General features: G+C 47.8%; 9 protein-coding genes. 4 read left to right on the top strand and 5 right to left on the bottom strand.

All coding sequences use genetic code 11. The features are described 5' to 3' along the window. Positions 1–204 precede the first annotated feature (204 nt). On the top strand, positions 205–1,578 hold the full coding sequence (locus tag BUB38_RS02875; RefSeq protein WP_073156803.1) for a glycoside hydrolase family 5 protein: 1,374 nt from the start codon (positions 205–207) through the stop codon (positions 1,576–1,578). 115 nt (positions 1,579–1,693) lie between these two features. On the opposite strand, the gene BUB38_RS02880 is transcribed toward BUB38_RS02875, so the two are convergent. The 5 genes from BUB38_RS02880 to BUB38_RS02900 all read right to left on the bottom strand — a co-directional run bounded on the left by BUB38_RS02880 (position 1,694) and on the right by BUB38_RS02900 (position 11,443). Continuing rightward, complete coding sequence (locus BUB38_RS02880) at positions 1,694–3,094, bottom strand: hypothetical protein (protein WP_073157377.1); 1,401 nt, start codon at positions 3,092–3,094, stop codon at positions 1,694–1,696. A gap of 11 nt (positions 3,095–3,105) precedes the next feature. After that, complete coding sequence (locus tag BUB38_RS02885; protein ID WP_073156806.1) at positions 3,106–5,847, bottom strand: TIGR02171 family lipoprotein; 2,742 nt, start codon at positions 5,845–5,847, stop codon at positions 3,106–3,108. Further along, positions 5,847–8,609, bottom strand: coding sequence for a TIGR02171 family lipoprotein (locus BUB38_RS02890; protein WP_175547630.1), 2,763 nt, complete (start codon positions 8,607–8,609; stop codon positions 5,847–5,849). The genes BUB38_RS02885 and BUB38_RS02890 overlap by 1 nt, the downstream gene beginning before the upstream one ends. Before the next feature lie 82 nt (positions 8,610–8,691). Continuing rightward, complete coding sequence (locus BUB38_RS02895) at positions 8,692–9,405, bottom strand: transglutaminase family protein (RefSeq protein WP_073156812.1); 714 nt, start codon at positions 9,403–9,405, stop codon at positions 8,692–8,694. 46 nt (positions 9,406–9,451) lie between these two features. Further along, positions 9,452–11,443 carry an alginate O-acetyltransferase AlgX-related protein gene (locus BUB38_RS02900; RefSeq protein WP_249269301.1) on the bottom strand — a complete coding sequence of 664 codons (1,992 nt, stop codon included), beginning with the start codon at positions 11,441–11,443 and terminating at the stop codon, positions 9,452–9,454. Positions 11,444–11,590: 147 nt separating this feature from the next. Here BUB38_RS02900 and BUB38_RS02905 point away from each other — a divergent pair, with 147 nt between their 5' ends. The 3 genes from BUB38_RS02905 (at position 11,591) to BUB38_RS02915 (ending at position 14,472) form a co-directional block, all read left to right on the top strand. Next, positions 11,591–11,782 (top strand): TM2 domain-containing protein, encoded by a 192-nt coding sequence (locus BUB38_RS02905; protein WP_073157379.1) that lies wholly within the window; start codon positions 11,591–11,593, stop codon positions 11,780–11,782. A gap of 33 nt (positions 11,783–11,815) precedes the next feature. Next, on the top strand, positions 11,816–12,445 hold the full coding sequence (gene rdgB, locus BUB38_RS02910) for an RdgB/HAM1 family non-canonical purine NTP pyrophosphatase (protein WP_073156814.1): 630 nt from the start codon (positions 11,816–11,818) through the stop codon (positions 12,443–12,445). Positions 12,446–12,555: 110 nt separating this feature from the next. Further along, positions 12,556–14,472 (top strand): glycoside hydrolase family 9 protein, encoded by a 1,917-nt coding sequence (locus BUB38_RS02915; RefSeq protein ID WP_083541868.1) that lies wholly within the window; start codon positions 12,556–12,558, stop codon positions 14,470–14,472. Positions 14,473–14,512: the final 40 nt, after the last annotated feature.

The raw sequence follows: 14,512 nt of genomic DNA on the forward strand, positions 1-14,512 counted from the left end.
CGTCGTATGCGAGAACCGACTTTGTGACCTGTTTTGTCTCCATTTGCACTATACCTGCCTTTTTGTATAGTGTCAACTTTTTTCAGGATAAGACAAAAACTTGATGAGAAACACAATCGGTTCCATCCGTATACATAAATCACTTACAATTAATCGCAAATTAAACTTTTGAATTTATTTTAGTACAAAAAAAAGGTGTGCTATATGAAGATGTTTTCTATTCCCGCTCTCGCCTGCGCCATGACCCTGGGTTTTGGCCTGGCATCCGCTCAGACAATCACCCCCACCCGCGTGGGTCCCGTTAGTCAGTACGGCCAGCTCATCACCGGTAAGAATTCTGCTGGACAGGGCCGCATTTACGGATCCTGCGAAGGCGTCAAGGACGGTGCCGAAGTACAGGTTCGCGGCATGAGCCTTTACTGGAGTATGGTCGCGAAGTCTACCGAATTCTGGACTCCCGAAGGTATCGCCACTATGGTCAACGACATGAACGTCCAGATTGTCCGTGCCGCCATGGGTACAACCAACGAAGACTGGTGGGGATGTAAGGACGGAACGGAAAGTTGCGGCAACGACAAGTCCAAGCACATTACCGGCTATGCAACCGATGCCGAATTCCAGACCAATCTTATGAACACCGTGGTAGAAGCAGCCATCAAGAACGACATCTATGTCGTTATCGACTGGCATTCCCATCAGGCTCACGAAGAAGTGGACAACGCAACAAAATTCTTCACAGAAATGGCCCAGAAGTGGGGTCAGTATGACCACGTCATTTTCGAACTTTACAACGAGCCCAAGGAAACATCCTGGGGCGTGATCAAGGACTACGCAGACAAGGTCGTTTCCGCCATCCGTCAACATTCCGACAACCTGATTCTTGTGGGCAACAGAAAGTATGACCAAAACCCGCAGGAAGCCATCAATAACGAAGTAACCGGCGAAAACATCGCCTACACCTTCCACTATTACGCCAATTCCCATTGTTGGGAAGGTCAGACAAGCTGGGGTGACCCCTGCGAAGGCGCCAATGCCCAGCAGGCAATCAACGCCGGTCTGTCCGTATTCGTGTCTGAATGGGGAACCGCCGACGCAAACGGCGGCGGCAATCCCGATACCGGCCGCAACACCAGCTGGCAGAATTGGATGAATCAGAATAAACTTTCCTGGGCAAACTGGAGTGCCTCCAAGGTTGAAGAAGGTACCGCCGCATTCAGCAGCGGATCCAACAGGAACAGCCTGCAGTACACCACCTCCGGCCAAATGGTCAAGGAATATCTGTCAACCAATCCCACCACTTACACCAGGTGCGCCACCGCCCCCATTCCGGAACCCAATCCGGAAGAAGCAATCCATGGTTTGCACAGCGCAAACTTTGACGTAACCTTCTCGGGCAAGGCATTGAACGTTTCCGGTGCTACCGCCAACGTTGAAATCTTTACCGCAAAGGGTGACAAGCTGATGGACATCAACAACGTGCAGGGCGAACTTTCCCTTGCCGCATTCCCTGCAGGTAAGTACCTGGTTCGCGTAAAGTCTGGATCCGTTTCCAAGATGAAGGCAATCAGCATCAAGTAACTCAAATTTTCTATGAGAGAGAAGAGGTCGCCGGCCGTGGGTCAAACCATAACGCTGGCGGCCATTTTCGCATCCAGGAATGCATACAGATAAAAGAACGTAACCTGGAATCCGTTTAGTTGACGCGATCTAGTACTGCAAAGTACTCATCGTTATAAACGCAAGTCCACCGACCCGACTGAATCAAGGAATTAATCAGCTTTTCCCAACGGGCGTAATATCGCAAGGGAAGAACGGCCCTATCTATATTATGAATTTGCGCATGAGTTACAAACTCCTGGGGATTTTCGGCAAAGTTTAGATACTGCCGAAAAAAATCCGCTGACTTTAAAATAAAGCGTCCGTCGATGTACGTTGAATCCGCAGGATTTATAAAGGCTAGATACCCTCCAGCACGGTCATCATTAAACAATCTTCCCGAATGAGGATGCATCGACATCCACTGTGCCGCCAACACAGGCACACGCTGATACGAAATCATCGAGCAATCGTACGTTGTTAGAGAACGGCACCAAAGCCCTGCGACAAACATCAATGCCGCACACAGAATGCCCAATACGACTTGCCGCCCACGGGCGGTCATTCTCTTTATCCACAGATTCACTCCGGCAGTCACCACAACCACACTGTAGATGAACACGGGCAGGAACAGCACGAAATTCCGTTCAGCGGTCAAAGCGAGAACCGAAACCACAAGCAGGCAAAAGCGATACTTAAAAGAACTCCGTAGGCTAATCGCAATTCCCGCCAGCGACATCAAGATTACAAGTGCAGAAGTTCCCACAGATTCTCCGGCAAGAAGAATCTTGAAGGGTGACCTATTCTCGGCAATTTCACTTGCAAAAATAGAGGCGGATTCCGTAAGCCCTAAAAGCCGGTCAAGAAGTCCAAACGGATACAGGAAAAGCCGGAGTCCTTCAGCATGAAGAAGTGGCATCAAGAACATTGCTATTACAAAGGCAATCCATGGAGAACGCCACCAGCATTTAACCCTGGAAACAAGAACATAGAATGCAAAGAGAGGGCCGAGAATGTACAATCCCTGGCATTTGCACCATAGCCACTGTACCAAGAGAACCAGCAGCGACACCATCATTTTCTTTTTCAAGGCCCAGGCAGAATCAAAAACTTTTTCAAGGAGATTCCAATACAGTCCTAGAAATACAAGACTGAATACAACAGGACGGATTTCAAACTGATAACGGAAAACAAAAAGTAAAATGGCGAAGCACACCGTCACCAGCCAACTTAAGGTTTTATAGCAAGGGCGGAGGAAAAGCCAAAATACCAAGCCCCAAAGCAAGGACTTTGCAAATACAAGCAAGGGGGCTCCACCTAGACCATAGACAAAACCCGTAACGGCCTGAAAGTATTCATGTACATTTACGACAGGTTCACGAACAGGAGTCCACGTAACCACCCATTCTCGCGAACAGGCCAGGTGCCACCAGATATCAGTATCCGTTAACGGGAATAGTGCAACCAGAATTGCCGTCAAACAGATAAATGAAAGCATCCTAGGCAAGACTACTCCAAGGTCTTAAGCAAGGAATCAATACGGCTAGTAATCCGCATAGCCCCATAATAGCAGAGGTGGTCTGCATCAGAAGCCATGTCATCATCGTAGTCGTGGTTTCCCATCTTATTTTCATCCATCATCACGAAATTCGGGTACTTTTCGCTCAGCGCCTCAATCTTCTTGATAAGGCTCTTGGCCTTACTGCGACGCAAGCCGTAGCGTCCGTAAGCGCCTGTTTTCTTGTATGCCGGATTCTGCGGGAACAAAACGCCAACCACATAGATATCACGTTTCTTAGCTTCCTTGATAATGGAAACTAACGTATTAAAGCTACTGTCGAGCAATGCGGGATGATCATCTAAATATGTGGAGTCAAACAGGACCTCGGGATTCTTGCCCCAGGATTTGCATTTCGCCTTGCAGTAACGTCCATAATCCACCTTATAATCTGAACCGGACAACACACCAGGTCCGTCTTCAGTATATTCCGCAAGACCTTCAGGATATCCATCCTTCCAATAATCGTGATTTTCATCGTACACATAACCAGGATAGTTCTTGTAATAAGAGTCAAAGAAGTTATCACCGTCAGCACCATCGACCTTATGCCAGAAATCAATATCCAGCGACAGGACGATATATTTCATGTTCTTCACATGGTTGAACACATACTTGTGCAGCAAATCCCTAATGGTATAAATGGAGCTTGGCGTCTGCGCAATATTGATAGAAAAGAAATCATCTTTCATCTTGTTCGGAGACACACCATCCAAAGGTCTAGACGAGCCAACAATAACAACCTCGGCGGAATCCCTATATTTCCAGATCAGTTCCATCTTATAGCGCATCAGAAGCGCACTTTGACTGTCGCTAGGTTTCATATAGACACCCGCGCTATCGGGATCAAGGACAGATTCGTTTTCCAATTTTATCGGTTGCTGAATCCAGAAACTGGGATGCCACAACTCATCACTTTCGGCCACATCGATAACGCTACTGTCAGAAAGGTTTACCAGCACGATCTTAGGATGAGCATTGTTGGAATTGGTAACGGTAGCCACAATCAGGTTAGAACATTCATTAGGATTGCGATTCTGAACCCACTCGCTATGGTCAAAAGAAAATCCTTCGGGAGCCTTTACGGATTGAATGAGCTTGCCCGTACTATCGGCCACAAGAATACGTTCGTGGGTCTTGTAATCATCGCCAACAAATTCCTTGCCAGTCTTTCCACCGAAATCCAGGAACAAAGTCCTCTTGCAAACATCATGGGATAGCGACACGTTGCAGGCCTGTTCACCATTATACCAGACCGTATCCGCCCCACCCACACGAGCTCTAAGCAGGCGGGCCCCCGTCACAGCAAACTTATTGTTGTTGCTGACGCCCCCATGATAGGCTCCGTTAAAGAGTTTCTTCGGAGTTCCAAAACGGTTATTCGAGAAAGTTACCTGCCAAGTGCTTTTTTTCTCAAAGTCAGATTCGTTCTTATTATTACCAGCATCGGATACATAAACGATTACGGTATCTCCGTTATCCAGAACTCGCCATCTGGGAATTGCGGCATGATCGCTATCCAGCTTATAACGTTTATAAGTTTCAAGGTTTCTAACAAAAAGGTTAGACTTTCCACTTACGCCTTCCAATCCTGTACAATAGGCGACATATCGACCGTCAGGAGAAATTTCCGGATGATAGACCGAAACGGAATCATCAAACTCATAAGCATTCAAGAAGCCGTTAGAATAGTCCACATAGGCGAGATTTCCCGTCATATCGTCTCTAAAGGCAAGCTTTCCCTTATAACTTTTTGAAAGGCGGTATATGGTGTTATAGTCAATAACGGAACCTACGCGATTGCAACTAATGGTACCATCACTGCTCAACCATACCGCAGAAAGGAAGGGACCATAGACAAGTCGGAAGCCCACATAATCGGCCTTCGTTGAAGATGTTACGGTATAAACGTCACCCCTGCTGTAGACATGCATGGACTTGGGAGAATTCTGATAGCTCCCCCCCTTGATAATGCGTTCACCAAGAGAGCCGCCGTTCAGCGCCCCCACAAAGTTATACACTGTAGTATCGGCAAATTTTCCCAGCCAGTCGTTCACCCATTCCGCAACGTTACCGGCCAGATCACACACATTCAAATCATCGCCGGTAGTGCAGACTTCATGAACTTCATAATCAGAATTGTCGCTATTCCAGCTTTTCTTCGGGAGCCAATTTGTCTTTGCGGCAAAAGCCCATTCCGCTTCAGTGGGCAAACGGAAGCCCACATTTTCCATTTTATAGACGAAGCCTTCCAGGTTAGTGCAGTTTCCGTCGGAATCAAAAGTCATTCCCGTATAGGAATAAACCGTATCCAGCTTCTCTTGCTTACTCAAGGCATTCGCATATAGAACCGCATCATAGAAGGTCACGTTCGTCACAGGCAAATTTTCTTTTGAACAGGAAACGAACTTCCCCCACTTTTCGCCCTTGGCCAACTTCTTGTAATCGCCACAAGTAACCTCATGCTTATCCATGTAGAAACTGTAGTTGAAAAGGACCCGCATCTTGGTCTTTTCATTTTCCTTGGCATCTTCATCATCGGTTCCAAGGAAGTTGTCAAATTCTGCGGCAGGATCAAAATACACCATTCCCTTTGGCATATAGCCTTCTTCCGTAGAGCTGCTAGCAGAATCCGAACAGCCCCAGAAAAGCAAGACCATCATGCACAAGGCAAGGCTAAATACACGTTTCATTACTTAAGTCCTTTCAACACATCAACAAGGCGGGTTGTTATGTATTCGGCACCCACACTACTTAAATGGTCACGATTATAGGCCATTTCATCAGCGTAGTTATGGTAACCCATCTTGTATTCATCCATCAGGATAAAATGTTTCTTTCGCTTGGCCAAATCATTCAGCCACTGGATTTTTTCAACAGCGATACTGCGTTGTAGGCCATAAACACCAAAGCTACCGGTATTGGCATATTGGGGTGCCTGCGGGAAAATTATACCTATAAGATAAATGCCTTTTTCTGCAGCAATATCAGTCAGAGCTTCCACTTCCTGCAAGCAACTATCCAGGAATTCCAGCTGTTTATCGGTAAAGACAGAGTCAAACAGGACGTCAACCGGATCAGAATTCCAGCCGCGAGAAGCAGACCAAATATTTCCGCGTTCACTAAACTGTTCCACGAGTTCATCTTCTGCAGGATAGGCTTCACGAACCGCATCAACAAAGCCTTCGGGAATTCCATCTTCCCAATGATTGTGGTTTTCGTCATAAATATACCCAGGCACAAAATCTCTAATCAAAGCCCAGTGATCTTCGACACCACGCCAGTTATCCAAATCGACAGAGAATACAATAGCCTTCAAACGGTCTGCATGCTTCAAGGCGTAGTTTCGGATAAAATTCAAGTCTCGATGACCGTCAATACCCGACACAGCCACATTCAGCATATTCCATTCCGGATAGAGGTCGGGATTCAAGCCCATTTCACTGCGAGAACTTCCGACCATCAGGACTTCTGTACGGTCTAACTGTTCCCAAAACTTCTGAATCTTGATTCTATAGCGAGCCTGTTCAAGATTATGGCCATCTCCGAGGTAGACGCCAGCACTATCCCAATCAATCGTAGACTCTCCTCCTGCGTGACCGCTGTGCTTAATCCACAGACTAGGATGCCAAAGGTCATCACCTTCAATCAGTTCAACCACGCTACTGTCAGCAAGATTAATCAAGGCAATTCTAACATGAGAACCTTCCAAATCGGTAAGAGTAGCTACAGCAAAATTTTCCTTGTCGCTCCAATTGTTTCTTAGAGCCCATTCGCTATGATCAAAGGTATAGTTTTCGGGAGCGGCAACAGACTGTACCAGTTTGCCAGACTCATCGGCAATCAGCAGGCGCTGGTGAGTTCTGTATTTTTCGCCTACAAAGTCAGCACCAGTCTTTCCACCAAAATCAAGGAATAAGGTTCTTGCAGAGCCATCTTTAGACAAGGAAACGTTACAGGCCTGTTCACCATTGTACCATACTTCATCCTTTGCGGAAGAAGCCAGGGTTTCCCCCTTACGGGCAACTTTTGCACGGAGCAAACGAGCACCGGTTACAGCCAACTTTTCGTTAACACCGCCATGATAGGCTCCATCAAACAGTTTCTTGGGAGTACCGAACTTGCCGTTTGCAAAAGAAACCTGCCATGTAGAAGTTGCTTTAAAGGAATCATCATTTTTATTGTTGCCAGCATCCGTCACATATACAATCGTCGTATCCCCATCTTCGGTAACACGCCAGCGAGGTATAGCGGCACTTTCAACATCAAGTTTAACCAGACCGAAACCAGACACATCTAAATTACGCACATAAAGTTCAGAACGGCCGCTAACTCCTTCCGACTTGGTACAGAAGGCCACCTTGGAACCATCAGGGGAAATATCCGGATGATAAACCGACAGTGTATCATGGATTTCCCTAACGGTAGAACGGCCACTGGCATAATTCACAAAGCTCAAGTTTCCAGATACATTGTTTCGGAAAGCAAGCTTTGCAGAAAATGTTCCCACCAGGGACTGCATGGTAGACGAGCTAACTAGAGAAAGTACGCGGCTCCCGTTGGCGGAGCCATCAGAAGACAACCATGTTGCGTTGGCGATTTTACCATAAGCCAGCCTAAATCCCACATAGTCCGCCCTAGTCGAAGAAGTCACCGTATAGATATCGCCACGGGAATACACATTCAAGGATGTTAAATCATTACGATAGCTTCCACCCTTTACAACACGTTCACCAAGAGAGCCTCCATCAGGAGCTCCCGTATAATTTAAAATCGTAGTATCCTTGAAATAACCAAGCCAGTCATTCACCCACTCCATGGCATTACCTGCCATATCGCAAAGCATCAATTCTTCTTTAACGGCTTTCCTAGACAGGGTATTTCCTGTCTTTTTCACGGAACACACAGGATGCAGTACATAGTCAGAATTGCCGGCATTCCAAGACAAATCAGGATTCCAACCCGTAGAGGCCACCAGGACCCATTCCGCTTCCGTTGGCAAACGGTAGCCATCGGTTTCTGGCCTGAAGACAAAACCCTCTAAATCAGTGCAATGTCCTTCTGTGTCAAAAACAGCCTTCGTGTAGGAATAGGCTGTATCCCTATGATCCTTGACGCTTTTGCCATTGGCAAAGAGAACCGCATCATAGAAGGTAACATTGGTTGCAGGCAGACTATCGTTGTCGCAAGGAATCTGCAACAGTTTCAGTTCGTTAAATTCCTTACAGGTTACCTCATGTCGTCCCACAGAAAAATTGTAATCGAATTCCACCTTCATCACGGGGCGTTCATTGACCTTACCATATTCCGAGCCCAAGAAGGTTGAGTGCCCTGCGGCAAGAATCCGGAGCATACCTTCGACAGAATCCCTATCCATTACAGGCTGAAAATACTCCGGCATCACAATCTTCGCCTCCGGTTCAGAATCGGAGCACGAAAGAGAACAAAATACCATTCCCAAAGCAAAGAACGATGTCAAATATTTTTTGAGATGTTTAGGCATAAATAGTCCTGGTTAGACAACCAAATTTATAAAATTAAAGACTATTCTTTGCAACCTGCTGGTTTACCTTTATGCCTTCATAATCAGGAAAAAACTGTTCTGCAACCCGATACCAAATCAGAGCGTGATGTACATCATCTTTTAAATACAGATTGCCCATGTTAAAGGCGGCAAGCCCCATGAACTGGGAGGATGTCAACGGTTTAAATTCAAAACCCGTCCATGGTCCAGACTTGTATTTTTCACGGTATTCGTCATCCGTGTAGGAATACCCCTGGCGATTAGGTTCCAGGTTTACTGAGCCATAGCGTAAAAAAACATGCCCCGGCAAGAGAATTGCAGAAAGATTGATTTCACGAGCCTCAGCCACCATCATGGCAAGCCAGGCCAATCCCATACAACCCGAGGTTTTCGCATCAAGAACCTTCAACGGTAAAATGGAACCTTCCGATACCGCAGCCTCCCCCGCCCCGGCAAATTTTATATCCCAGAAATTCCAGAGCAATTTTTTTAGGGAACCTAAGGTATCACCCGAAGCTGCAAGGGAACTGTCGTAAAACGCAAGCCCCCTTCGCCAATCATCCGTAGAATCAGCGCAATCCACAGAGCGACCCTCAAAGCCACAAGCCATTTCCAAGTAGCTAGGATTTCCACCCTGACCACCCCAAAGCCAATACAACCCAATACCCCCCAGAACAAACAAAGTTCCAGGAACAAACAGCTTAAAGATGTATTTCGACTTTTTCATACGTTTTCACCCAACCGAAACGCATCGCCCGGAGCAAAACTAATCATCACCGAAGCGCGTCCCACTCCATGGGGGATTGCCAGAGGTCTCTTGCTGTCATCATGTAGACAACGAGTCTCTTGCTTTGCATATCCTTCTTCATCTTCATCATACGGCTGCGCACGCCAGGGCCACCGCCCCAACTGGTAAGCACCTGTACATCCAAACCTGTTGCATAAGCCAGCAAGGAACCCGGTCCACCACTCTTCTGATCCACACTTTCAAACACACCCGTAAAAGAATCCCCCATCAAAAGAATAGGAGCATTCTTACCACCCTTATAAGTTTCAGTTCCCTTATAAACCTTCATCACGTTCAAGGTATCCGCAGGATACTTTGCTTTTTCTGCATCCGGCAAATGAGCCACCAGATCACCTTCACGCAAGGTGGTCGTTTCCTGCAAATTCAGGGAACCAGGCTGAGCCCCCGTCTCTGCGTACCAGCTATACTGCGTCACGCGGCCGGCCAAAAGTTCCATGGCAGCAAGTTCACCCGGCAAGGCCCAGTGGGTATCGTAGCGCTGGTAGCTGAAATGAGGCGGTTCATCGCCTGCCTTTGCCGACATAAGTGCCGGATAAATATCCAGCACATCGATACCCGCTTCCAGAAGTTCCTGAGTAAAGGCTCGACCTTCAGGATTGACGCACAAGTCAGCAGCAGTCCCCGGCACAAGCTTTTCACCATAGATTTCTTCTTTCACCGGAACTGGAACAACCAACAATTGGATACCAAGAGAATCCAGATACTGCTTCAATTCTACCATTCGGGGCAGCGGATTATGGAGAGAATCCTGGGCACTAATCTTGTCAGCCAGCAGATAATTTGCATTGCGACGGAACCAGAGGAAACCTCCCTCCACCTTCTTGCCGTTAGCATCTACTTCGGCCCAGGCATTCTGTTCCTTGGGCAGTTTCGCCATCTGTTCTGCCAGAGCCTTGCGGAATGTTGCGGTAGCTTCGTTCGCCGGGCAGGAACCCTTCACTTCATTCAAAGTTTCAAGGCGGAATGCAGACGTTGTATCCAAGTGACGTTCCACCGGAATCACTTCGCCGGAATTGGCCAGAGAATCAGCCACCTGCTTAGCTCGAATCGCCTCATCACTCATACGGAACGCAGGAACTTCAAAGCCGATCCACATAGGCGTGCCCATTGGATTGCCACGCATCACGGCAAAGGGTTTACCATTTTCCCAGGGAGCACCTGCCGTATGCGGTTCCAAATCTGTATTCAAGGTCGGATACCAGTAAGAAGACAAAGTGCGAGCCCAGTTCATGGCATCATCCGCATTCATCTCACCAGTTAGATAGTAATTCAGGATTTCAGCAGCCTCTCCAGTAGACTTGTACTTCAGCTTACCATAGAAAACACTGCGACCCGTCCAGAAAGCTGGCATCACCTCGACCCACCATTCCACAGAACCGTCACTCATGGGAACACCCCACATGCGATTCACATTCTGGAAGGCACGGAACACTTCAGGTTCGTCCCACTTGACCGCTTCCACGGAATTCAAAATTACATTCAGGGAATCGTTACCCAACTGGGTATACATCAACTTGGCAAAAGGTTCCCAAGAAATGGGAGCACGTCCACCGACAACGGCCGGTTCATAAGCAGAAAGAGAATCCAGCATGGGGAACGGATAATCCTTCAGCTCGGCGGAAGCCATCTTACCAGTATAATTTTCAGGCTTTTCATCCTTACCGGCCCAACGGATAGGATTGTTAAAATAGGCGGCAAAATCAAGGGCAGCCATGGTGGGCTTTTCCACCACACGAATCTGCTTGTCTGCAGAAACCACTTTCATTTCGAAAACGGCAACCGGTGAAGAAGGAGGCGGCAGCGGAATGACAGGCGCAACCATTTCTGCAGAAGAATCAATTTCAGTCTTCTTATCGACCCCGGAATTACTTCCGGCACAAGACATCAAACCAAAAGAAAAAGCCGATGCAGCGAGAACGGCCCCGACCTTAAAACATTTAACGGTATAATTTTTCATATTCATTAGGGAATATAAAAAACTCCGCCCGACTTTATTTTTTTTGATTCTAAAAATTCATTTCCTCTGGGTAACACATCAAACATATCCAAGTGTTACAGGAAAGGAACAATTTCTATATTTAACTCGGTAAATAAAGGAATGCTTATGCCCGCACAAGGTGAACACAACAAGTGGATAGCTCTAGCCCTCTGTATCTTACTAGGCTATCTAGGACTGCACCGTTTTTACGAAGGAAAAATCTGGACGGGAATCCTCTGGCTTTGCACTGGAGGTCTTTGCGGCGTAGGTATCGTCGTCGACGCAATCCTCATCGTCCTTAAACCGGAACACTACTAATCTTCCCCATCAACCTTTAACCGAACCTCACCCATGAAAAGTCTTTTTGTTATCGCTACCGGCAGCGCAGGTAAAATTCGTGATTTCGCCCACATCCTGGGAACAGACCACTATGAATTCAAGACTCTCAAGGACATCGGTTTTGACGGGGATATCGTAGAAGACGGAAACTCCTTTGCCGCCAATGCCATCATCAAGTCTAGCGTTACCGCCCAGTGGCTCGCCGACCGCGGTATCGAAGCAACCGTTCTTGCCGACGATTCCGGTCTTGAAGTTTTTGCACTAAATGGCGAACCGGGAATTTACAGTGCTCGCTATGCCGGCGGTCACGGCGATGACAACGCCAACAATGACAAACTAATGGCAAAACTTGAGGGAATCAAAGATCGCGCCGCCCGCTATTTCTGCGCCCTCTCCTACCAGCAAGTCATCAAGGGCGAAGACGGAAAGTTCTCCGTGACCAAGCCTAAGATTTATGAAGGCGAATGCCGAGGCAACATCAATTATGCACCCGTAGGCGATATGGGTTTTGGATACGACCCTCTCTTCGTTCCCAATGGCGAAACCAGAACTTTCGCCCAGATGGAACTTGAAGAAAAGAAAGTCATCAGCCACCGCGGCAATGCCATCCGTGCCCTATATAAGGCACTCTCTTCCAAGTAAGACTTACTAGAACATTCCACATTAGGGTGTTTTCAGCAGAAAACACTTTTGTGCAATTATTTCAGCAAGACAATCCTCGCTCTGTTTAATTTTATAGTCAAACATGAGGATTGGTTTATGAATTTCAAAAAAGTATCGCAAGATTCCTGACTGTCGCTGCGTTCTCTACTATAGCAGCCCAAAGTGCTGTGGCAGCAACAGTTCACCAGAACCAGATTGGCTTCTTGACCAAGGGACTCAAGCAAATTGCAGTCGTTAGCGCAGAAGGCATGGAAGTTACCTTCAAGGACGCTTCCGGTTCAAAGGCTCTGTCCGTAAAGGTTCCTGCAGCGGCACCTTGGGCACCCGCAGGCGATACAGCAGCCTCCCTTGTAGATTTTTCCGAACTTTCCAAGGCTGGCACCTACCAGGCCTACATTGGCGATGAAGCCGTAGGCTACCCCATTATTGTCAGCGATAACGCCTATGAGGCAATCGGCAAGGCCGCCCTCAAGTTCTTCTACTTCCAGCGTTCATCCACCGAACTGACCGAAGAATTCGCCGGCAAGTACGCCCGCGCAGCAGGCCACCCGGACACAGCTGTTCGATACCACGAATCCACAGGAATCATCGACAACATCTCCACCTTTAATGGAGCCAAGGGATGGTATGACGCAGGTGACTACGGCAAATACATTGTCAACTCCGGCATCACAACCTACACCCTTCTTCAGCTTTACCGTCTGAACGAAGACTATTTCAAGTCCCTGAATTTGAACATTCCCGAAAGCAAGAACGACGTTCCCGACATTCTTGATGAAATCCGCTGGAACCTTGAATGGATGCTGACCATGCAGGATGTCGACGGCGGTATTTTCCACAAGTTGACCACCAAGAATTTCTGTGGTGAAATCATGCCCGAAAAAGACAAATCCGTCCGTTTCGCAATCGGCAAGAGCATCACCGCTACCTGGAACTTCGTAGCAGTCATGGCTCTCGCAGCAGACATCTACAAGCCTTATGACGAAGCTTTTGCAGAAAAGTGCGTTCGCGCCGCCGAAAAAGCTTACTACTGGGGTACACTGAATCCTAACGCAAAGTTTGTACAGCCCTCGGGCGTCGGCACCGGAACCTATTCCGACAACTCCGCTACAGACGAACGAATCTGGGCCGCCGCCGAACTTTTCCGAATCAGCAAGAACGAAACCATCAAGGCAAAGTTCCAGGAAGTCCCCCTGTTCCATTCCAGAACGTCTCTGCCCACCTGGTCTACCACCTTTATGCTGACTTCCTACACCGTATCCACCAACCCCACCATTTTTGACAAGGCAGATGTGGATTCTGCAAGAATTCAGGTTTTGGGTCTCGGAGACAAGATCGTTGACCTTTTGAATGATAACGGCTATGGCGTCGCCATGGACGGCAAGGATTTCAACTGGGGTTCCAATAGCTTCGCTGCCAACAAGGGCATGGCCCTGATCTACTCCTACATCCTGACCAAGGAACAGAAGTATCTGGATGCTGCAGTAGGTCTGTTGGATTACCTCATGGGAAGAAACCCCCTGGATATGTCTTACCTGACTGGCTATGGCGTGAACCAGGTTATGCACCCCCACCATCGTCCCAGCACAGCTGACACCGTTGAAGCCCCCGTCCCCGGCATGCTTTCTGGCGGTCCCAACCCCGCCGCCACCGACATCAAGTCCTGCGGCAACGTAGACTACCGCGATGAAAGCGCTCCCGCCAAATCCTTCTACGACAACAAGTGCAGCTACGCCAGTAACGAAGTGGCTATCAACTGGAATGCCCCCTTCGCCTTCCTGGCCAACGGTCTCCAGGCAATTTCCTCTACTGGCAAGGTATTCGACGTCGAAAAAGCCTCTGCCGCCAACTTTGAAGTGAGCAGTATCGCCAGGAAACGCGAAATTTCCCCGAAAAACACAGTTGGCAGCCAGCTGATTGTTCGCAAGGGAAGCATAAACATCAAAAAGACCGATGTTAACGGATCTACTCGCTACTTCAATCTCAAAGGACGTCAAATCCGTTAAAATCCACACCCCAGAAAAAATGTGATTAACACCACACATT

The organism is Fibrobacter sp. UWH5 (genome assembly GCF_900142505.1).
GTDB lineage: Bacteria > Fibrobacterota > Fibrobacteria > Fibrobacterales > Fibrobacteraceae > Fibrobacter.

Coding starts and splice junctions, on each gene's coding strand:
- BUB38_RS02875 (WP_073156803.1), top strand. CDS start 205: ATGAAGATGTTTTCTATTCCCGCTCTCGCCTGCGCCATGACCCTGGGT.
- BUB38_RS02880 (WP_073157377.1), bottom strand. CDS start 3,094: ATGCTTTCATTTATCTGTTTGACGGCAATTCTGGTTGCACTATTCCCG.
- BUB38_RS02885 (WP_073156806.1), bottom strand. CDS start 5,847: ATGAAACGTGTATTTAGCCTTGCCTTGTGCATGATGGTCTTGCTTTTC.
- BUB38_RS02890 (WP_175547630.1), bottom strand. CDS start 8,609: ATGGTATTTTGTTCTCTTTCGTGCTCCGATTCTGAACCGGAGGCGAAG.
- BUB38_RS02895 (WP_073156812.1), bottom strand. CDS start 9,405: ATGAAAAAGTCGAAATACATCTTTAAGCTGTTTGTTCCTGGAACTTTG.
- BUB38_RS02900 (WP_249269301.1), bottom strand. CDS start 11,443: ATGAAAAATTATACCGTTAAATGTTTTAAGGTCGGGGCCGTTCTCGCT.
- BUB38_RS02905 (WP_073157379.1), top strand. CDS start 11,591: ATGCCCGCACAAGGTGAACACAACAAGTGGATAGCTCTAGCCCTCTGT.
- rdgB (WP_073156814.1), top strand. CDS start 11,816: ATGAAAAGTCTTTTTGTTATCGCTACCGGCAGCGCAGGTAAAATTCGT.